Genomic DNA, 20,743 nt, shown 5'->3' with positions numbered 1-20,743 from the left:
TTTTATGCTTAAAGAAATGTTCGTTTCACTTTTTCCCAGAATGAATTATCTTTTAAACGAACCGTTTTCACGATGCGGCTGCTTAAAGAAATTTCAATCTTTTCAATATGTTGAATGCTTAACGCTTCATTATCCATGCCAATGATAGGATAATGGTTTCCATCTGGAGAGATTTTTAATGTTAATTTTCGTTGACCGCTTAAAATAAAAGAAGAACCTAGCGTGCGGTAGCGATTATTATTCAATGAAGCAAGTTCGCTGACTTGAATGCACGGCAGAAGAGGATCAACGACCGCTCCATTGACGGACTTATTGTAAGCAGTGCTTCCTGTCGGAGTCGCGACAATGATTCCATCGCCCCGAAACGTTTCAAAATGCAAATCGTCAATAAATACATCCATCACAAATGTTTTAATAATTCCGGAACGGATAGAGCATTCATTTAAGCAAAAAAAGGATGCTGTATCATCAATGGTTACTTGAATAATAGGATATTTACGCACCTCAATTTGCTCATGCGTCATCGCTTCCACCATATGGTCTGTATCGTCGATATGAAAATCGCAATAAAACCCACGTGATGGCAGAGTAGAAATGCCGGCATATAAACAGTCATCCCGAAATCCGCTTTGTCGTACCGCTTGAAGAAACGAGCCGTCATCCCCAATACTGACAATGATATTTGCTTTTCGATGGTCATCCACTACAACGAAATGATTTTGTTCTGCAATTTTGATCAGAGGTTCAACTTGCTTCTTCAGTTGTTCATCGTGTTTATAGAAAAAGTACAAGTGATTTCGCCTTTGTTCCATCATCCATCCTCCAGTTTGCCATATTTTAGTTCATCGATAATTATGGTAAAATAAATAAATCGTACATATAGTTTACCACTTATTTCTTTATGAAAAAAATGATTTGTAAAGGGGGAATGAAGATGAACCGCAAGCGATGGATCGCTTTGGCGATCGCTGTTGTTCTATTTGTTATTTCATCGCTAGTCAGCGTAATTACATCATTTATGACTAAGGATGTAGGGAAATGGTCAGAAGAATGGCTGGCTTTAAGCAATCAAAATTTTGAGGAAGAAGTGCTGGAGGAAGGAAATACAGCGAAGAAAATTGTGGTACTGGAAGTAAATGGGGTTATTGAAGAAGGAGATACAGCAAGCTCTTTATTTTCTTCAGCAGGCTACGATCATCGCAGTTTTTTGCAAATGATTGAGCAGGCTAAAGAGGATGAGACAGTGAAAGCGATCGTGCTGCGTGTCAACTCGCCAGGCGGCGGAGTGGTAGAAAGCGCAGAAATTCATGACCAGCTTCTGAAATTAAGGAAAGAAACGAAAAAACCGGTTTATGTATCGATGGGAGCGATGGCTGCTTCAGGAGGATACTATATCTCTACGGCAGCGGATAAAATTTTCGCAAGTCCTGAAACCATGACAGGTTCGCTCGGGGTTATTATGCAAAATGTGAATTATGAAGAGTTGGCAAAAAAATATGGAGTGGAGTTTGTAACGATCAAAAGCGGACCTTACAAAGATATTATGAGCCCGTCTCGGAAAATGACAGAAGAAGAACAGAAAATTTTACAGTCGCTTATTAACAATTCTTATGACGGGTTTGTCAAAGTCATCTCCGAAGGCAGACATCTTTCGGAAGATGAGGTGCGTAAAATTGCAGATGGCCGCATTTACGATGGTCGCCAAGCTAAACAGTTAAAGCTGATTGATGAATTTGGGTACTTAGATGACACAATTGCAGCCATGAAAAGGGATTACCATTTACAAGGAGCACAAGTTATAAAATATACAAATAATGCTGGCCTCGCATCGCTATTTCACATGCTGGCACCGGCCTTCACATCCAATCATGTTGAAGAGCTTGAACTTGTCCAATTGTTTTCAAAACCGAAATCGCCGCGCCTGATGTATTTATATGTGGAGTAGGAGGAGGGAAAGTGATGGTAGAAGAAAATGCCCACCTTGAAGAAGAAGCGGTCATGGCAACTGTTCCGATCATCCGCTATGCTGGATTTTGGATGCGTTTTTGGGCTTATTTATTTGATTTGCTTATTATAGGAAGCATTAATCGTTTGATTGTGTACCCTTTTTTTCAATGGCTTCATCTTTCATCAGAGGAAACAAGTATGTTTTCTCCGATCGCTGTAGCTACAGCTGTGACGTTTTATGCTTATTTTGTGCTCATGACGAAATATTTTCAACAAACATTGGGAAAGATGGTTTTCGGCTTGAAAGTGGCGAATTTAAACGATCGGCCTTTAACATGGCTAACGGTCTTATTTCGTGAAGTTGTCGGCAAGTTTATTTCTAAGTTTATTTTATTTATCGGCTTTCTTTTTGTGGCGTTCTCTAAGAAAAAACAAGGTTTGCATGATCAAATTGCTGATACGACCGTTATTCATGAGTAACCTGCGCAAGCAGGTTTATTTTTTTGCAATATGGTGACAATGATAGGATGAAAGGGAGTGCGAATCGTGATAGCTATCATCATCATCTCTATCATTATCCTTTTTTTGCTGATTCTTCTGTTTATGAAGCTGTCCATAACGATTCTGTTTCAACATGCGCAAGATAATGATGAATGCCGGATTATATTCAAAACATTTTTTGGACTTATTCGCTATACCATTCTTATTCCTTTAATTAAAGTGGATGAGTCATCCCCGGGAATCGTTTTTTTGCATAAAGAGAAGCTGAACCATCGTTCCGAAAGCCCGGCAAAAAGAAAAAAATATGATCCGCGCGAAATTATTCATAGTTTTAAAGAAACAAGAGACTTTGCCCGGCACGTCATCCATTTGCATGTCATTATTCGAAAATTTATGGCCCGTGTGTCGGTGACGAAGCTGGAATGGAGTACAAACATCGGGACAGGTGATGCCGCGCAAACGGGAATCGCTGTCGGAATCGGCTGGACGTTGAAATATGGAGTTGTTGCACTTGTTAGCAAATTTATGAAATTAAAAACAAAGCCGCTTCTCTCCATTACTCCTTCATTCCAAAAAGCTGTTTCAGAGACAAAAATCACATGTATGATTCATTTTCGAATCGGGTATGCTATGTTAGCAGGAATACGAATTTTGAAATATTGGCGCGGTAATCGTTTAAAACTAAAATCATTCGTCAGCCGTCAGGCAAATGAAAGCTACTAGTAGGAGGAGTTTGTATATGAGCAACCATCCAATCCAAGGATTAATGACAACAGCAATGGAAAACTTAAAGCAAATGATTGATGTGAATACGATCATTGGCGATCCTGTAGAAACGCCAGACGGAAGCGTTATTTTGACCGTTTCAAAAGTAGGATTTGGATTTGCCGCTGGCGGAAGCGAATTTATGCTTGAAGGGAAGCAAAACGGCACAAATACAGCTGTTTCGTCTGCTAACGGAAAGCCAAACGAAGAGCATCCGTTTGGAGGAGGAAGTGGCGGTGGAGTCTCCATTACTCCGATCGCGTTTTTAGTTGTTAACTCTTCTGGGGTGAAGCTGCTTCATCTTGATGAAAATACACATTTGTATGAAAAAATTCTCGATTTCGCTCCACAGGTTATTGAGAAAATTCAACATATGCTGCGAAGAAATAAGGAAGAAGAGGAAAGACATGAAGTACGGAAAAACGATTTAGGGATTTAATTGAAATCAAAATCGTTGAAAAATTTTCTCATTCCCGGTATGATTACGCTATACATACTTTTACGGGAGGAATTTTTATGGCCAACATCACATTTAAAGGAAATCCGGTTACGCTTATCGGGAATGAAGTGAAAGTGGGCGACAAAGCTCCAGATTTTAAAGTTTTGGCAAATGATTTATCTGAAGTGACGCTCTCGGATACGAAAGGCTCTGTTCGCCTCATCAGCGTTATTCCATCCATTGATACAGGTGTATGCGATGCGCAAACGCGCCGTTTTAACGAAGAAGCGGCAAAGTTAGATAACGTCAAAGTGTTGACGATCAGTGTTGACTTACCATTTGCTCAAAAGCGCTGGTGCGGAGCCAACGGCATTGAGAATGTTCAAGTGCTCTCCGATCATCGCGATGCTTCGTTTGGCCAAGCATACGGTGTGTTAATTAAAGAATTGCGCTTGCTTGCTCGGGCCGTATTCGTTGTTGACAGCAGCGACACGGTCACATACGTCGAGTATGTTTCAGAAGCAACCAACCACCCGAACTATGAAGCGGCTATTGAAGCAGCTAAAGCAGCAAAATAATGAAGAGAAGAAAAGACCTCGATTGGCTTTCGGGGTCTTTTTCATTGCAAAGAAAAACGATCGCTCATACAATAAAAGATTAGATACCCATAAAAGAGGGGGAACAATGATGCATTCACCAATTGAACGCTTGTTTTCGCTGTTCGATCAGACAGCGGTTATTTTGCAGGAAGAGCTGCGGTGTACATACTTAGAAGCTGTAGCAGAAACAGGAGAAAATTTTTTTTATGGCGATGTTCTGCAGGAAGAAGTTAGCGAACTGAATAGGAAGCGATTGAAAAACGAATATCGGCAAATTCAGCTCGAACGCTTCACAAATGAAGAAATTCGCAAAGCCTTTCAGCTCGCTGTATTAAAAGGAATGAAGGAACATACGCAGCCCCATCATCAAATGACTCCAGACGCTGTTAGCTTATTCCTCAGCTATTTAGTCGGCAAATTTATGAACCGCTACTTTGCGTTTACGATTTTCGATCCTGCGGTTGGAACCGCGAATTTGCTGACAGCCGTGCTGAACCATCTGCCAGAAAAACAAGTAAAAAGTTATGGGGGCGACATTGACGATTTACTGATGAAGGTGGCTTATGTCAACGCAAATTTGCAAAAGCATTCGATCCACTTTTTTAATCAAGACAGCCTGCAGCCGCTGTTTGTTGAACCGGTGGATGTGGTTGTGTGCGACTTGCCTATTGGCTATTATCCAAATGATGATAATGCCTCACGCTTTATATTGAAAGCAGAAAAGGGGCATTCGTATGCCCACCATTTATTTATTGAGCAAAGCGTTTCTTATACGAAAGAAGGAGGCTATTTATTTTTCTTAATTCCCAATTCGTTGTTTACTAGCGATCAAGCGGACAAGCTCCATTCGTTTGTGAAAGAATACACGGTAGTACAAGGATTGTTGCAGCTCCCGCTTTCGATGTTCAAAAATGAGCAGGCGGCCAAAAGCATTTTTATTTTGCAAAAGAAAGGCAGCAGCGTAAAGCCTCCTAAAAAAGCCTTGCTTGCTGAGCTTCCTAGCTTTTCAAATAAGCAGGCGATGCAGGGAATGATGCATAAAATCGACGAATGGTTCACAACAGAAAAGCAGGGGCTATAAAAATTCGATCATCCATACAAGTGATGCTAGTTGAGCATGGCGCGTTCCAGCTTGATGGCAGGTGATCCAATTTCGAAGGTGGGGCGGCTGAATAAGTCCACTTCACAGAACCATGAATGAGTCTGAAAGCAGTCTTGTGTCTTGTTCCACCTTCGTCACGCAGCCGCGTGACGAAAGGAAAAGGCCAGCCGTTGTGAATGTGTATTTGCCAAATATGAAGCTTATGACAAACGCTCGGAAGCGCGATCCGGGCGTTTTTTTATGGTTGATCCATCATAGAATGGATGCTGCTTCCACCGTCCAGAGAGAAATGGCTTAAATAGCACGGAGATGGTTCGGACGACACCTACCAAGCATATCATCGCGTGCTTCAATTTAAAATTTTAGGAATATAAAAACATATTTTCTGCAAACGATTACAATCATGAGAAATGCTTGAAACTATAGTTGAACGAATCGTAAAATGGAGAAGAATTCATCTGTATTCATTCTTTATTATCAAGTAACAAAGGACTATTTTCTGAATATAAGGGAGTTGTTTATCGGAGATGTCGAAAATTATTGCGATTAACGCAGGCAGCTCATCATTGAAATTTCAATTGTTTGATATGCCTAGCGAAACCGTATTAACGAAAGGATTAGTCGAGCGAATCGGCTTTGAAGATGCCGCGTTTACCATTACAGTAAACGGAGAAAAGGTGCAGGAGGTCACACCAATTCCTGATCATGCCGTTGCTGTTAAAATGCTGCTTGATAAACTCATTCGTTTCGAGATCATTCACTCATTTGAAGAAATCGACGGAATAGGCCACCGCATTGTTCATGGCGGCGAAAAGTTCAGCGATTCTGTTTTAATCACGGATGAAGTGCTAAAGGAAATTGAAGAGTTATCCGAGCTTGCGCCTTTGCATAACCCAGCGAATATTATTGGTGTGAAAGCATTTAAAGAAATACTTCCAAACGTCCCAGCAGTAGCGGTGTTCGATACGGCATTTCATCAGACGATGCCAGAGCAGTCGTTTTTATACAGCCTGCCATATGAATATTATACGAAATTTGGAATTCGGAAATATGGCTTTCACGGGACATCTCACAAGTATGTGACGCAGCGGGCAGCTGAACTGCTGGGCCGTCCAATTGAGCAGCTTCGTTTAATCTCCTGCCATCTTGGAAACGGAGCGAGCATTGCAGCGGTAGAAGGCGGAAAATCGATTGATACATCGATGGGCTTTACACCGTTGGCAGGGGTAGCGATGGGAACTCGTTCTGGAAATATTGATCCAGCGCTTATTCCTTATATCATGGAGAAAACAGGAAAGACTGCTGAAGAAGTGATCGATGTTTTAAATAAAAGAAGTGGAATGCTTGGAGTTTCCGGTTTTTCAAGCGATTTGCGCGATATTGAAAAGGCTGCGGCGGAAGGAAACGAACGGGCTGAGCTTGCTCTTGAAGTGTTTGCCAATCGCATTCACAAGTATATTGGTTCCTATGCGGCTCGCATGTGCGGTGTGGACGCCATCATTTTTACAGCGGGAATTGGTGAAAACAGTGATGTCGTGCGGGCAAAAGTATTGCGCGGCCTTGAATTTATGGGCGTTTACTGGGATCCGTCGCTCAATAAAGTGCGCGGTAAAGAAGCGTTTATCAGCTATCCTCACTCTCCAGTAAAAGTATTAGTCATTCCAACGAATGAAGAGGTCATGATCGCTCGCGATGTTGTTCGCTTAGCGGATATTGCCTATGTATAAGAAAAAAGCCAGACGTTAACGTCTGGCTTTTTTCAATATAGACATTAATTGAGAAACAGCTGATTTACAATCGTAGCTGTTTTCATTACCCGCAATCCTTCCTTTATGGACAATATGGCTATTATGAATGAAAAGGAAAGGTTTGTCGTTCACTTTTTGCTGCTTTGGAACCGTGTCATCCTAAAAATTGTTTCTCCCACTATAACATAGCCCTTAGGAAAAAGGATTTTGAATGATATGATGGAGAATATAAAGGAATGGTTGGCTAGTACCAAAGGATAGCAAAGATTTTTTATGGATGATTCCATTTTGTGGATACTAGTCTAGGGGACTGATGAACGGAAGTGAATGAGCTGGATTGATTGCAAGTGTCATGAATCTCTTAGACTGAGCATGCGATATGGTTTCGTGTTCCATCTTATCACACTTAGAAAAAACCACTCGTTTTTTCAACCGCATGAGCTATAAGCCGAATGCTAGAAGTGATAAAAAAGAAAGGAGTTTGTTATGGCTGTATTTGAGCATAAACAGGAAGCACCGAAAGTGGTAAAATGCAAAATTATTACGATCAGTGATACAAGAACTATGGAGACAGATAAGAGCGGAAAAGCGATGTTTGAGCTGCTTCAAGGAGCTGGACATGAGATCGTGGATTATGAAATCGTCAAAGACACAAAAGAAGAGATTCGCCAAGCGGTCTTAGCCGGGTGCCGGCATCCGGAGATCGACGTCGTTTTGACAAACGGCGGAACAGGAATCGCCAAGCGCGATGTGACGATTGAGACGATGAAAGAAATTCTTGATAAAGAAATCGTTGGTTTTGGCGAATTGTTTCGGATGCTCAGCTACACCGAAGATATCGGGTCTGCCGCTATGCTGTCACGCGCCATCGCCGGAGTGGCAAATGATACAGCCATTTTTGCGACGCCGGGCTCGACGGGAGCTGTTCGTCTGGCGATGACGAAATTAATATTGCCGGAATTGCCGCATGTTGTCAGGGAAATAAGAAAGGATGCATGAGAAAAAACGTGCTTATTCACTGAAGCGGGCGCTCAGACTGTCGATAAATGCTTTGATCCTGCTTCTTTTGCCTCACTTGTTTATCTTAGGCAGTTCGATTTTGCTATCACCGCGATGGGCTGTCCAGAAAATCAACATCTATGAAAGTGGAAAATCATAAAAAGATAAAAGGGCGTCTATAAGCCGATTCTCCAGCTTATAGACGCCCCTTTTTATCTGATTAAGCGTTTTTTTGTTTTTCTATTTCTTGGTTGCGAAGGATGAAGCGTTGGATTTTTCCGCTTGATGTTTTAGGAAGTTCTGCTACAAACTCCACTTCGCGCGGGTATTCATGTTTAGATAAGCGATTTTTAACAAATAAAGATAATTCTTCGGCCAATTCTTTGGTAGGTTCATATGCATTTGCCAATACAACGAAGGCTTTTACAATCTCTCCTTTAAGCGGGTCGGGCTTTCCAACAACAGCTGCTTCTACCACAGCTGGATGCTCGATCAGCGAGCTTTCGACCTCGAAGGGCCCGATGCGGTATCCGGCACTGGAAATGATATCATCTGCTCTCCCTTGGAACCAAAAGTATCCATTTTCATCCTTCAGCGCCAAATCTCCAGTCAGGAACCAATCACCGATCATTCTTTGCGCCGTTTTTTCAGGATCTTTCCAGTAACCGTGGAAAACATTTGGAATCGAATGGGTATGAAACGCAATTTGTCCTACTTCACCCGTTGGTACTTCTTGTCCTTGATCGTCAAGCAAGGCCACTTCAAATCCCGGCAGCGCCCAGCCCATCGATCCTGGCAATATGTCCATATCGAGAGAGTTGAAGTTGCCAATGAGCATCAATGTTTCAGACAATCCGTAGTGATCATGAACGGTGACCCCTAAATTTTTTTGGAAGAAGCGGATGACTTCAGGATTGAGCGGCTCACCGGCAGAACTCATCGCACGGACACGAATATCATACTTTGTGATTAGTTCTTCTCCAGCCGCTACCATCGCTCGATAAGCGGTCGGTGCAAATGCGAAATTGGTAACACCGTATTTTTCCATTAATTCGTAATATGTTTCTGCCTTGAACGGCCCTTCATATAGGACGATTGGCACGCCGAAGCACATTGGTGCAAAGGTGCAAAAGATTAGACCATAGGCCCAGCCAGGGTCAGCTCCTCCTAGAAAAATATCGTCATCCCGTAAATCGACAGCATAGCGCATATACGGATAGATATTGATTAAAAGGTTGTGTGTCCACATCGCTCCTTTTGGCATTCCAGTAGAGCCGGAAGTATATTGAATCGCTAATAAATCGTTGACTGTCATTTTTTCCGTTACATGATCGCTAGATTCTTTTGAAAGCGTTTCCCAAAAATCCCAATCATGAGGTTCAGTAGGGCCATCTATGACAAAGATGTGCTCAAGTGTAGGCGCCTTATCTTTTGTCGGCAGCTTTGCCCGCTGTTCTCGATTCGTTAGGATCGCCTTTGCCTCACAATTATTAATCCGATATTCGACCGCTTGCGGACCGAAGGCAGTAAATAACGGCACATAAACGGCGCCAACTTTCCAAGCAGCGAGAATGTAGACGACTAATGCAGGGTTTTTTGGCAAAAGCGCGCAAACCCGATCCCCTTTTTTAATCCCGATTTTGCGAAAGACATTGGCCATTTGATTGGACCAGTTGCGAAGCTCTTCATATGTAATGATTCGCTTTTCTCCCGAATGGTTTTCATAAAATAATGCAATGCGTTGCGGATCGCCTGCGTAGCGGTCGCAAACTTCATGGGCGACGTTAAAGTATTCCTTCGGATTCCAATCATAATGCTTAAATACATCATCCCAAGAAAAAGATTCGATTAGCGAAGTGTATGATGCCGTCTTTTCCATATAAATCCCCCTCTGTTGCTTCAATTAGTGAAAGTTAATATACAAATAATAATATGAAAAAAATAAATATTCAATATATTTTACAAAAATAAAAAAATGGAGAGGGATGAATGTTTCTGTCTCTCCGATTCGTTCTTTTATTGATGCACCTGCTTTGATACCGTTTGGTTCATTCGATACCAAATCCATAAGTCATTAATGACAGAAGCAAGCTCGGCAATTTCAAAGTTAAGCTGGCATGAACGGGTAAAATTATTTTCATCGCTTAATTGCTCCTGCTTATGATTGATGATTTGTTCGAGTTCAGCGATCCGATCAGGGATTGTTCCGCGGATTTTTTCCCATTCCAATAAGATTTCGTGCTGCTCTTTTTCGCTATATTCTTCCCACTCTTTATCAAGTGAAGGCAACGAAATACCGAGCCGCTGATCATGGATAAAGTAAGCGTTCATCTCTCTCCCTCGCTTTCTTCCTTTTATTTTACAAAAAAGCATAAGCGGGCAACAAGAGAGAAAAGAATAGTATTTTTATACTTTTTGTTGAATAACTATTGAAAAAAATCATAAAAGCTGATAAATTGGTAATGTGGATTTTTGAATATTTATTTAGTTTTAAGTATATTTATGTATATCAAGGGAAGGGGAATCATAATGGCTAATCCAAAAATTGTGTTAGCTTATTCCGGCGGTTTAGATACATCGGTTGCTATTAAGTGGTTACAAGAGCGAGGCTATGATGTTGTCGCGTGCTGCTTAGATGTAGGCGAAGGAAAAGATCTCGATTTTGTGCAAAGCAAAGCCTTAACGGTTGGCGCTATCCAATCATATGTTATCGACGCGAAGGAGGAATTTGCCAACGAGTACGCGCTCGTAGCGTTGCAGGCTCATACGCTTTATGAAGGAAAATATCCGCTTGTCTCTGCTCTGTCGCGTCCATTAATCGCAAAAAAGCTAGTTGAAATTGCCGAGTTGGAAGGTGCGGTAGCGGTTGCTCACGGCTGCACAGGAAAAGGAAATGACCAAGTTCGTTTTGAAGTGTCGATTAAGGCGCTGAACCCGAACTTGGAAGTAGTGGCTCCTGTTCGGGAATGGAGCTGGTCACGCGAAGAAGAGATTGAATATGCGAAAAAGCACGGTATTCCGATTCCAATTGATTTAGATAGCCCGTTTTCTATTGACCAAAACTTATGGGGAAGAAGCAATGAATGCGGTATTCTCGAAGATCCTTGGGCCGCTCCGCCAGAGGAAGCTTATGAGTTAACAGCGGCATTAGAGGATACGCCAGATGTTCCAGAGATCATCGAGATCGGCTTTGAGCAAGGAGTTCCAAAAACGCTAAACGGAAAGCATTATTCGCTTGCTCAATTGATCTTGGAGCTTAATGCGTTGGCTGGTAAGCATGGAGTTGGACGGATTGATCATGTTGAAAACCGCCTTGTCGGCATCAAGTCACGTGAAGTCTATGAATGCCCTGGCGCGATGACGCTTATTAAGGCGCATAAAGAATTAGAAGATTTAACCCTTGTGAAGGAGGTCGCTCATTTTAAACCGTTAATTGAGCAGAAATTAGCGGAAATCATCTATAACGGCTTGTGGTTTTCACCGCTGAAAGATGCGCTTGTTGCATTTTTAAATGAAACGCAGAAAAATGTCACAGGAATTGTGCGCGTCAAATTGTTTAAAGGTCATGCCATCATTGAAGGGCGAAAATCGGAGTTTTCGCTATATGATGAAAAGCTGGCGACATACACAGCGGAAGATGAATTTGATCATCAAGCAGCTGTCGGCTTTATCTCCCTATTTGGCTTGCCAACGAAAGTACACAGCATCGTGAACAGCAAAAAGAAGGTGAATGTGTGAAAAAGCTTTGGGGCGGACGATTTACAAAAACAGCAGAAGAGTGGGTCGACGAGTTCGGTGCGTCGATCCCTTTTGATCAACAGCTCGTTGAAGAAGATATTGAAGGAAGCATTGCACATGTGACGATGCTTGGGAAATGCGGCATTTTGCCCAATGATGATGTCGAGATCATCAAGACTGGTTTGCTTGCGCTTTTAGAAAAAGCAAAACAGGGTCAGCTGGAGTTTTCTGTTGCATATGAGGATATTCATTTGAATATCGAGAAGATGCTGATGGATGAAATTGGTCATGTGGGCGGAAAATTGCATACTGGACGAAGCCGCAACGATCAAGTCGCAACGGATATGCATCTCTATTTGCGTAAACGTGTTACAGAAATGATGGATCTGATGAAAGAGTTGCAAAAGGTGCTTGTTGAAAAAGCAGAGCAACATATTGAAACATTAATTCCAGGATACACACATTTACAGCGGGCGCAGCCAGTTTCATTTGCTCATCACTTGCTTGCTTATTTTTGGATGCTTGAGCGCGACTATGAGCGTTTTGCTGAATCTTTAAAACGCATTAATAAGTCGCCTCTTGGAGCGGGAGCGTTGGCCGGAACGACTTTTCCCATTGATCGCGAGTATGCCGCTGAATTGCTGGGGTTTGATGGAATATATGAAAATAGCATCGATGCGGTGAGCGATCGAGATTTTATTATTGAATTTTTAAGCAACAGTTCGATGTTGATGATGCATCTATCGCGTTTTTGTGAGGAATTGATTCTTTGGTCGAGCCAAGAGTTTCGATTCGTCGAGATGGATGATGCATTTGCCACAGGAAGCAGCATTATGCCGCAGAAGAAAAATCCCGATATGGCAGAGCTCATACGTGGAAAAGTGGGGCGGGTATATGGCAACTTGTTTGGATTGCTAACGGTCATGAAAGGGACACCGCTTGCTTATAATAAAGATATGCAAGAGGATAAAGAAGGAATGTTTGATACGGTCAAAACCGTTATGGGCTCATTAAAAATTTTTGCCGGTATGATTGAAACGATGAAGGTGAATGTGGCGGCTATGGAAGCGGCGGCGAAGCAAGATTTTTCAAACGCGACAGAGCTTGCTGACTATTTGGCGGCAAAAGGAGTACCTTTCCGCGAAGCGCATGAAATTGTAGGAAAGCTTGTTTTAACATGCATTGAAAAAGGAATATTTTTAGCTGACTTGCCGCTTGAGGTGTATCAAAAAGCTTCACCTTTGTTTGAATCTGATATTTACGAGGCGCTGAATCCGTACACGGCGGTGGATCGGCGCAACAGCGCTGGAGGGACGGGGTTTGCCGAAGTGCGCAAAGCAGTGGCCAACGCGAAAAAACGGTTGAGTGAAAAAAAGCGATACGAATAAACAAGACCGATCCACAAAAGGTGGATCGGTCTTGGAGTGTTGATAAATGGGATAACAAATCAAAAGGAAATGATGGACAAAGTTGATTTTTGCCTATCATCTTTTTTCATAAATCATTGATTCGATCAGCTTGCGTCATGTCAAAGTGTGACCTGCTGTCGAAATCGACTCATCATCTGTTTACTTAAGGAGCAATGTTGGAGAAGCCGGTCGCAGCTATACAAATACAGATGGATTTTTCAGCAAAAGCCCCGTCGCTTCCTCTTTTATGTCGATTTTTCAACCCGAATCTCTATATAACACTACGGACTATTTTATACTTCTCCAAGCTCTTTTTCCGTTCTGACAACTAACACATCGCACTTGGCATAGCGAGTAATATGCTCGGAAACACTTCCAATCAATAAACGCTCGACAGCATTTAATCCTGTGGCACCGCAGATGATTAAGTCTGCTTTGTGTTTTGGAGCGATGTCTTTGGCGATTTTTACTTTTGGAGAACCGAATTCAATGTCGACAATGACATGTTCAATTCCAGCTTCTAGAGCTTGCTGCTTATAGTTTTCTAGCAGTTCCTTTGCATATTGCTCAGAACGCTCCACTACTGATTGGCTATGTGCTTCAACGGCAGCAAATGCGCGAATATCAATAATGTGGGTTAAAATCAAGGATGCTTCGTTGCGTTTGGCGATTTGGATCGCTTTTTTAAACGCCCATTCAGCTTCCTGCGAGCCATCTACAGCGACAACAATCGTTTTATACGTCATTGTCATGTTTCCCCACTCCCCTTTTGGATAGAAATGTTAGTTCTAATTGAAGTATATCATATAGAAAACTAGGAAAACTAGAGCTGTCATAACAATTTTATGAAAAAGGAGTGACAGGCATGGAGGATAAAAAGAAGAACAATGAATGGAATTTATACGATGATGAAGAGGTAGCGCAAGAAATTAGCGAACAAATCATGTCTGCTTATCATAGTGATGGCATTGAACAAGAGCAACCGCATTATCAACCACAAAGAGAGATAGGAGAATGATAAAAGCCATCATGGCGTATATACGCCATGATGGCTTCAGATTGTTGGCAAACGCTTTTATCCTGCGTCACCGGCCTCGCTTGTCCCGCTCATGAACTTCTTTTGTTCCATTCGCGTCTTCGCTTGGCTCCGCTCTTTGTCTACCAAGCATTTTTGAGCAGCCTGAGCCTGATAGGAAAAAATCAAAATCACTGAACGCAATAATGGTAGACAAAATTAATTTTGATTTTGTCTGTCGCCTGATGCTGGGTGTGTTTCATGGTATGATAAGTATAATGGATGTTTTTTCTTTTGTGATTGTAGTAAAGTAAAATTAGATACTTGTTTATGGGGAGGAGTTTTTCGAGTGCGACATGCCCTCATAACAGCTGGTGCAAAAGGATTGGGACGAAAGGTGACGGAGGTGCTGCTTGAAAAAGGATACTCGGTAACCGTAAACTACCGAAGCGATGAAGCTGCCGTCCATTCACTTCAACAAAAATATGCTCATGTTTCTGAACGGCTGCAATTCGTGAAGGGGGATGTTACAAAAAAAGAAGATTTACATCATTTGGTTGCTCAAGCGCTAGCGAAATTCGGCCGTATCGATTTTTTAATTAATAATGCCGGGCCTTATATTTTCGAACGAAAAAAGCTAGCAGATTATAGTGAAGCAGAATGGTATGAGATGATCGAAGGAAATTTGAGCGCCGTTTTTCATTTGTTTAAAAAAACGATTCCAATTATGAGAAACCAAGGATTTGGCCGCATTATTACGTACGGCTTTCAAGGAGCAGCAAATGCACCAGGCTGGCTTCACCGTTCTGCATTTAGTGCCGCGAAAGTTGGACTTGTTTCCTTAACCAAAACGATTGCGGTAGAGGAAGCGGAATATGGAATTACAGCCAATATGATTTGTCCTGGGAACATATTAGGGGGTATGAAAGAGGCGACCATTGCGGAATCAAGAAAGCAAAGAGATGAGATGACGCCTATAGGGCGTTCAGGAACGGGAGAAGATATAGCCCGGATGATTGCATTTTTATGTGAAGAAGATTCGGATATGATTACAGGCTCCATTATTGAAGTGACAGGAGGAATGGATGTCATTCATCGGTATCGTTAATGTGAATAATTTTCCAGCGTTCATTCCATTCTATATAGTACAGATGGAAATACTTTCTTGGTGCGGTTTTTTTAAGAAAAAATTACGACAGCGCTCGTAATGGAGGAGGACGGTTGATGATGAAAATAGGTGTGCCGAAGGAAATTAAAAACAATGAGAATCGTGTGGCGATGACCCCAGCTGGAGTGATGACGCTCGTTCAAGCGGGGCATGAGGTGTATGTAGAAGCAGGAGCTGGAGAAGGATCAGGATTTTTAGATGAGGAATATGAAAAAGCGGGAGCTACGATTGTTAAAACGGCTCAAGATGCTTGGGCGGCAGAAATGGTGATGAAGGTAAAAGAGCCGCTTCCCGAGGAATATCAATATTTTCGAGAAAACTTAATTTTATTTACATATCTCCATTTGGCCGCAGAGCCTGAATTAACGAAAGCTCTTATTGATCACAAAGTAGTCGGGGTTGCCTATGAAACCGTACAGCTTGCTAATGGCTCCTTACCGCTGTTGACGCCGATGAGCGAAGTGGCTGGCCGAATGTCGGTGCAAATTGGCGCGCAATTTTTAGAAAAGCCGCATGGTGGAAAGGGAATCTTATTAGGAAGTGTGCCGGGAGTCAAACGAGGAAAGGTGACGATTATTGGAGGAGGCGTGGCTGGAACAAATGCAGCCAAAATGGCAGTAGGACTCGGTGCAGAAGTCACGATTATTGATGTGAATCCGGAGCGCCTGAGACAGCTTGATGATTTATTTGGCGACCATGTTACGACACTGATGTCAAATATGTATAATATTGCTGCATCTGTTCAAGAATCGGACTTAGTGATTGGAGCGGTACTCATCCCAGGAGCAAAAGCGCCAAAGCTAGTGACCGAAGAGATGATTCGTGCCATGTCTCCCGGCTCGGTTGTCGTTGATATTGCCATTGATCAGGGCGGAATTTTTGAAACAACCGATCGTGTCACGACCCATAGTAATCCAACTTATACGAAGCATGGCGTTGTTCATTATGCGGTTGCTAATATGCCAGGGGCTGTTCCACGCACGTCGACCTTTGCCCTGACAAATGTCACCGTGCCGTATGCGCTGCAAATTGCCAATAAAGGGTATCGTCAAGCATGTCTTGATCATCCAGCGCTGTTAAAAGGCATGAATACATTGAACGGTTATGTGACATATGAAGCTGTAGCAAGGGCGCATAACCTCTTATTTCAAGATGCCAAACCTTTGTTAGAGTCAATGTGAAAACAAGCGGCGTTCACTTTGGAGAACGCCGCTTGTTTTTATAATAGGATGAATTCTTTTGGATATTTTGTTAAAATCTCTGCGCCGTTTTCAGTAATCAAGATATCGTCTTCGATACGCACACCGCCGATGTCCGGAATGTAAATGCCCGGTTCAATTGTAAAGACCATCCCCGGCTCGAGCGGCATCGTATTGGTTGCATTCATCGAAGGATACTCATGAACTTCAATGCCTAATCCGTGCCCGACGCGATGAGTAAAATAAGAACCGTAACCAGCTTGCTCAATCAACTGTCTTGCCGCTTTGTCCACCGCACCAATCTCTGTTCCTGGCTTTGATGCTGCAATAGCAGCGAGCTGGGCGTTTAAGACGGTATGATAAATTTGCTTTTGCTCATCGTTTGGTTGGCCAAACATAACGGTTCGCGTAATATCTGAACAATATCCATCTAAAATAACGCCTAAATCGAATAAGACAAAATCTCCTTTTTGAATAGAGGCTAAGCCTGGGGTGCCATGGGGATCAGCCGTTTTGGCCCCCGTCAATACCATCGTTGCAAACGACATTTGGCGAACGCCCTTTTTCTTCAATTCGTACTCAATGGCGGCAATCACTTCTAATTCTGTTTTGCCTTCAGCAATCGCTTTTACGCCGACTTCCACGCCATAATCAGCGAGAGAAGCTGCCTGCCGTAAAATCGCGATTTCTTGTTCATCTTTAATCATGCGCAGCTGCCGCAATTTTTCCTCTACATTAACGGTTGAGTGCACGGAAAAATGGGTACATAGCTGTTCATATCGTTCAAGAGATAGGTGTGTTTTTTCAATCGCGATATTTTCAACGGTCACAGATCTTTTGTTCATATGCGTATAAATGTGCTCCCAAGGGTTTTCAATATCGCTGTAGCCGATAATAGAATAAGCCCAACCGGAGCGTTTAGCTTGAGCCACTTCCATTTGTGGACAGACGAGAACGGGCTCATCATTTGGGAAGACGAGCAGCGCTAAAAGCCGTTCATGCGGTTCACTGTAAAATCCGCTTAAGTAAAAGACATTAGCAGTGGATGTAATAAGGGCGAAGGAAAGCTGCTCTTGCTGCATCCAGTTTGAAAGAGATTGAAGTCGTTGGTTCATTGTGTTCCCTTCCTTTTATTTCTATATTTATAAACATCAATCCATCCGTCGCTTTCATTGGCGAGGTGCCCATCAATGACTCAGCATTTGAACAAGAGGTTTATCGCAAGCAAATACTTCGTCGATTTTCTTGTTCTAAAAAGCATGAAGAAAGCGTTTGCGTTAAAATGGTGGATGATTGATGCTCATGAGCAGACTCTATATTTGAGAGTACCAGTAATTTTGCCGGATGTAAACGATTATGCATGATTCTTAAGCGAGTCGATGACTTTGCCAAAGCAGATGCCGTCCGTTCTAATAGTATAAGGACCATGAATGAATGGATTTTATCTAGCAGTACGTACTAGCTTTTCTGCTTCTTAAGAACACCTGTGGGCCCATCCGTTTGCCTGCTAGGTGTTCATTCGCTACAGGAAGAAGGAAATATAAAAGTTTTTGCGAAATATATCAATGAAAGACCTTTTACATAGGAAAGGAGCAGATCAAATTGAAGCTTACGTATCATGGACATTCAGTTGTCAAAATTGAAACGAACGGAAAGACGATTTTCATTGATCCGTTTATTACAGGAAATGGGGCGACGGATCTGAATGCTGACGACGTAAAGGTAGATGTGATTTTGCTGACACATGGGCATAGTGATCATGTAGGCGATACGATTCCGCTTGCGCTTCGCAACAATGCGCTGGTAGTGGCTCCGTTTGAATTGGCTACGTATTTAAGCTGGCAAGGTGTCAATGCGCATCCGATGCATATTGGCGGAGCACGCCAATTTGAATTTGGAAAAGTCAAATTAACCCAAGCCTTCCACGGCTCCAGTTATATTGACGAAAACAAGCAAATCATTTATACGGGAATGCCGTGCGGGATTTTATTCTATGCGGAAGGAAAAACGATTTATCACGCGGGAGATACGGCGCTGTTTTCGGATATGAAGCTGATTGGCGAGCGAAATGAAATCGATGTGGCCTTTTTGCCGATTGGCGACAATTTTACAATGGGACCAGAGGATGCGGCGTTGGCAGCGGACTGGCTGCGTGCCAAAACCGTTGTACCGATTCATTACAACACATTCCCGGTCATTGAGCAAAATCCGCACCAGTTTGTTTCGCTGCTCAAAGAGGGCGTGGGAAAAGTATTACAACCAGGAGAAAGCATAGAATTATAGCGAAAAAAAGGGGCTTTTATCCAAGCTCCTTTTTTGTTTGCGAATCATGTGACTAGCCCTTCATTGAATCGCGCTTCATTCACCTTTATAATAAAAATAGACTTTGGCACAAAGGGTGAAGACATTTGGCGACAAAACATGAGCAAATTTTGCAATATATTGATAGCTTGCCGGTAGGAGAAAAAATTTCTGTTCGGCAAATTGCGAAAGAAATGGGGGTAAGCGAAGGAACGGCTTACCGGGCGATTAAGGATGCGGAAAATAAAGGGTATGTCAGCACGATTGAGCGTGTTGGAACGATTCGAATCGAGAGAAAAAAGAAAGAAAATATTGAGAAGCTCACTTACGCGGAAGTTGTCAATATTGTGGATGGACAAGTGCTAGGAGGACGTGAAGGTCTGTATAAAACGCTCAACCGCTTTGTCATTGGTGCAATGAAACTTGAAGCGATGATGCGTTATACAGGAGCAGGAGATTTATTAATTGTCGGAAACCGGACGAAGGCGCATCAACTTGCGCTAGAAGCAGGTGCGGCCGTGTTGATTACCGGAGGCTTTGATACAGATGATTATGTCAAAAAACTGGCGGACGAGCTGCAGCTGCCCATTATATCGACAAGCTATGATACGTTTACAGTTGCGACGATGATCAATCGTGCGATTTACGATCAGCTCATTAAAAAAGAAATCGTTCTTGTCGAAGATATTTTAATTCCTGTTGAAAAAACGGTATATTTAGAAACCACTGATATAGTCGAAAAGTGGTATCAGCTCAATCGCGAAACGAAGCACAGCCGCTTTCCTGTCGTTGACCATCATTTAAAAGTGCAAGGAATGGTGACATCAAAAGATGTATTAGACTGTGAACGGACGCTGCCGATTGAAAAAGTCATGACGAAATATCCGATTACGGTAAACGGAAAAACGTCGGTAGCCTTTGCCTCACATATTATGGTATGGGAAGGCATTGAATTGTTGCCGGTTGTCGATGACCATAATCGTCTTCAAGGAATTATAAGCAGGCAGGACGTATTAAAGGCGCTGCAAATGATTCAGCGACAGCCGCAAGTCGGGGAAACGATCGATGATCTCATTACAGGCCAATTTCAAGAAGCAGAACAGCAATCGAAAACAGAAAATGTCTTTCAATGCACGGTAACGCCGCAAATGACGAACTATTTAGGAACGCTGTCTTATGGAGTGTTTACAACGATTGTGACGGAAGCGGCGACGCGGGTATTGCGGCTATATAAACGCGGAGATTTAGTGATCGAAAATATTACGATTTATTTTATTAAACCGGTGCAAATTGACAGTATTATTGATATTAAAGCAAGGCTGCTAGAAATTGGCCGGAAATTCGGAAAGGTGGATGTTGAAGTATATCATGACGGAGTGGTTGTAGGAAAAGCATTAATGATGTGCCAGTTAATGGACAGGTAGTTTTTATGGACGGGGGATCATGATCCCCCGTTTTTAGCTGTTTGCTGCGCCTCTTCTATCACCAACGGCAAATAATGCTTATAGGACCGATATCCAGCCCATGCGCTTCCGCCGCCCACCAATAAAAAAATGATTCCGACAATATAGGTGACGGTTGAAGAATGTAAAAAGAATTGGTTGATGCCGAAAAAAAAGACAAATAGACCGAGGGCTATGCTTGACTTTGCAGAAAGCCATCGCCGTTCGAGTGGGCGCTGGCTACGAAAATATTTCATTTTATAATAGGCATAGAAGGAAAAAGAAAAAATGATGAGAATGACTAGTGCAGGCATGAACGCACCCCTCCATCTTTTGTTTCTCTACCATTGTACATGTTTTTCCCTTATAAT

22 protein-coding genes are annotated in these 20,743 nt (G+C 42.5%); 16 read left to right on the top strand and 6 right to left on the bottom strand.

The window, feature by feature from the left end:
- Nucleotides 1-8: 8 nt before the first annotated feature.
- On the bottom strand, nucleotides 9-812 hold the full coding sequence (locus tag GRQ40_RS14685; protein ID WP_044745922.1) for an NAD kinase: 804 nt from the start codon (nucleotides 810-812) through the stop codon (nucleotides 9-11).
- A 122-nt stretch (nucleotides 813-934) separates the two neighbouring features.
- Here GRQ40_RS14685 and sppA point away from each other — a divergent pair, with 122 nt between their 5' ends.
- The 8 genes from sppA to GRQ40_RS14645 all read left to right on the top strand — a co-directional run bounded on the left by sppA (nucleotide 935) and on the right by GRQ40_RS14645 (nucleotide 8,100).
- Entirely contained in the window at nucleotides 935-1,945 is a 1,011-nt protein-coding gene (sppA, locus tag GRQ40_RS14680) for a signal peptide peptidase SppA (protein ID WP_044745923.1), read from the top strand.
- Nucleotides 1,946-1,998: 53 nt separating this feature from the next.
- A complete protein-coding gene (locus tag GRQ40_RS14675) occupies nucleotides 1,999-2,427 on the top strand; it encodes an RDD family protein (RefSeq protein WP_369815484.1) in 429 nt (142 codons plus the stop codon).
- Nucleotides 2,428-2,484: 57 nt separating this feature from the next.
- The gene (locus GRQ40_RS14670; RefSeq protein WP_231734579.1) at nucleotides 2,485-3,171 is read left to right on the top strand and encodes a DUF2953 domain-containing protein; all 687 of its coding nucleotides are present in this window, start codon (nucleotides 2,485-2,487) and stop codon (nucleotides 3,169-3,171) included.
- Nucleotides 3,172-3,187: 16 nt separating this feature from the next.
- Complete coding sequence (gene ytfJ, locus GRQ40_RS14665) at nucleotides 3,188-3,652, top strand: GerW family sporulation protein (RefSeq protein WP_044745925.1); 465 nt, start codon at nucleotides 3,188-3,190, stop codon at nucleotides 3,650-3,652.
- 77 nt (nucleotides 3,653-3,729) lie between these two features.
- On the top strand, nucleotides 3,730-4,230 hold the full coding sequence (tpx, locus tag GRQ40_RS14660) for a thiol peroxidase (protein WP_080862062.1): 501 nt from the start codon (nucleotides 3,730-3,732) through the stop codon (nucleotides 4,228-4,230).
- Between the two features lie 109 nt (nucleotides 4,231-4,339).
- Entirely contained in the window at nucleotides 4,340-5,332 is a 993-nt protein-coding gene (locus GRQ40_RS14655) for a class I SAM-dependent methyltransferase (RefSeq protein WP_066146462.1), read from the top strand.
- Nucleotides 5,333-5,880: 548 nt separating this feature from the next.
- On the top strand, nucleotides 5,881-7,080 hold the full coding sequence (locus GRQ40_RS14650) for an acetate kinase (protein WP_066146456.1): 1,200 nt from the start codon (nucleotides 5,881-5,883) through the stop codon (nucleotides 7,078-7,080).
- A 507-nt stretch (nucleotides 7,081-7,587) separates the two neighbouring features.
- A complete protein-coding gene (locus tag GRQ40_RS14645; RefSeq protein ID WP_044745929.1) occupies nucleotides 7,588-8,100 on the top strand; it encodes a MogA/MoaB family molybdenum cofactor biosynthesis protein in 513 nt (170 codons plus the stop codon).
- Between the two features lie 220 nt (nucleotides 8,101-8,320).
- On the opposite strand, the gene GRQ40_RS14640 is transcribed toward GRQ40_RS14645, so the two are convergent.
- Nucleotides 8,321-9,979, bottom strand: a complete 1,659-nt coding sequence (locus tag GRQ40_RS14640) for an acetate--CoA ligase (protein ID WP_044745930.1) — start codon at nucleotides 9,977-9,979, stop codon at nucleotides 8,321-8,323.
- Nucleotides 9,980-10,116: 137 nt separating this feature from the next.
- On the bottom strand, nucleotides 10,117-10,431 hold the full coding sequence (locus tag GRQ40_RS14635; protein WP_044745931.1) for a hypothetical protein: 315 nt from the start codon (nucleotides 10,429-10,431) through the stop codon (nucleotides 10,117-10,119).
- A 198-nt stretch (nucleotides 10,432-10,629) separates the two neighbouring features.
- Here GRQ40_RS14635 and GRQ40_RS14630 point away from each other — a divergent pair, with 198 nt between their 5' ends.
- Nucleotides 10,630-11,838, top strand: a complete 1,209-nt coding sequence (locus GRQ40_RS14630; RefSeq protein ID WP_066146447.1) for an argininosuccinate synthase — start codon at nucleotides 10,630-10,632, stop codon at nucleotides 11,836-11,838.
- Nucleotides 11,835-13,226: an argininosuccinate lyase gene (gene argH / locus GRQ40_RS14625; RefSeq protein ID WP_159720265.1), complete on the top strand. Its 1,392-nt coding sequence runs from the start codon at nucleotides 11,835-11,837 to the stop codon at nucleotides 13,224-13,226. Before GRQ40_RS14630 ends, argH begins: the two co-directional genes overlap by 4 nt.
- A 314-nt stretch (nucleotides 13,227-13,540) precedes the next feature.
- Here the strand turns inward: argH and GRQ40_RS14620 are convergent, their stop codons facing one another.
- Entirely contained in the window at nucleotides 13,541-13,999 is a 459-nt protein-coding gene (locus GRQ40_RS14620) for a universal stress protein (protein ID WP_080862065.1), read from the bottom strand.
- A gap of 113 nt (nucleotides 14,000-14,112) precedes the next feature.
- Between GRQ40_RS14620 and GRQ40_RS18345 the strand changes: the two genes are divergently transcribed.
- The 3 genes from GRQ40_RS18345 to ald all read left to right on the top strand — a co-directional run bounded on the left by GRQ40_RS18345 (nucleotide 14,113) and on the right by ald (nucleotide 16,611).
- On the top strand, nucleotides 14,113-14,265 hold the full coding sequence (locus tag GRQ40_RS18345) for a hypothetical protein (RefSeq protein WP_183186514.1): 153 nt from the start codon (nucleotides 14,113-14,115) through the stop codon (nucleotides 14,263-14,265).
- A 346-nt stretch (nucleotides 14,266-14,611) separates the two neighbouring features.
- On the top strand, nucleotides 14,612-15,370 hold the full coding sequence (locus GRQ40_RS14615; RefSeq protein ID WP_159720264.1) for an SDR family oxidoreductase: 759 nt from the start codon (nucleotides 14,612-14,614) through the stop codon (nucleotides 15,368-15,370).
- A gap of 119 nt (nucleotides 15,371-15,489) precedes the next feature.
- A complete protein-coding gene (gene ald, locus GRQ40_RS14610; RefSeq protein ID WP_159720904.1) occupies nucleotides 15,490-16,611 on the top strand; it encodes an alanine dehydrogenase in 1,122 nt (373 codons plus the stop codon).
- 38 nt (nucleotides 16,612-16,649) lie between these two features.
- On the opposite strand, the gene GRQ40_RS14605 is transcribed toward ald, so the two are convergent.
- Nucleotides 16,650-17,744: a M24 family metallopeptidase gene (locus GRQ40_RS14605; protein ID WP_159720263.1), complete on the bottom strand. Its 1,095-nt coding sequence runs from the start codon at nucleotides 17,742-17,744 to the stop codon at nucleotides 16,650-16,652.
- A 75-nt stretch (nucleotides 17,745-17,819) separates the two neighbouring features.
- Here GRQ40_RS14605 and GRQ40_RS14600 point away from each other — a divergent pair, with 75 nt between their 5' ends.
- The 3 genes from GRQ40_RS14600 (at nucleotide 17,820) to GRQ40_RS14590 (ending at nucleotide 20,354) form a co-directional block, all read left to right on the top strand.
- On the top strand, nucleotides 17,820-17,993 hold the full coding sequence (locus tag GRQ40_RS14600) for a hypothetical protein (RefSeq protein WP_159720262.1): 174 nt from the start codon (nucleotides 17,820-17,822) through the stop codon (nucleotides 17,991-17,993).
- A gap of 238 nt (nucleotides 17,994-18,231) precedes the next feature.
- Nucleotides 18,232-18,912, top strand: coding sequence for a metal-dependent hydrolase (locus tag GRQ40_RS14595; RefSeq protein ID WP_159720261.1), 681 nt, complete (start codon nucleotides 18,232-18,234; stop codon nucleotides 18,910-18,912).
- Nucleotides 18,913-19,037: 125 nt separating this feature from the next.
- Complete coding sequence (locus GRQ40_RS14590; protein ID WP_159720260.1) at nucleotides 19,038-20,354, top strand: CBS domain-containing protein; 1,317 nt, start codon at nucleotides 19,038-19,040, stop codon at nucleotides 20,352-20,354.
- Between the two features lie 17 nt (nucleotides 20,355-20,371).
- On the opposite strand, the gene GRQ40_RS14585 is transcribed toward GRQ40_RS14590, so the two are convergent.
- Nucleotides 20,372-20,686, bottom strand: coding sequence for a YtpI family protein (locus GRQ40_RS14585; RefSeq protein WP_159720259.1), 315 nt, complete (start codon nucleotides 20,684-20,686; stop codon nucleotides 20,372-20,374).
- Nucleotides 20,687-20,743 lie beyond the last annotated feature (57 nt).

Origin of the sequence: Anoxybacillus sp. PDR2, assembly GCF_009834045.1 — a bacterium.
GTDB classification, from domain to species: Bacteria; Bacillota; Bacilli; order Bacillales; family Anoxybacillaceae; genus Anoxybacteroides; species Anoxybacteroides rupiense.
This window is presented reverse-complemented; position numbering and strand designations above follow the sequence as displayed.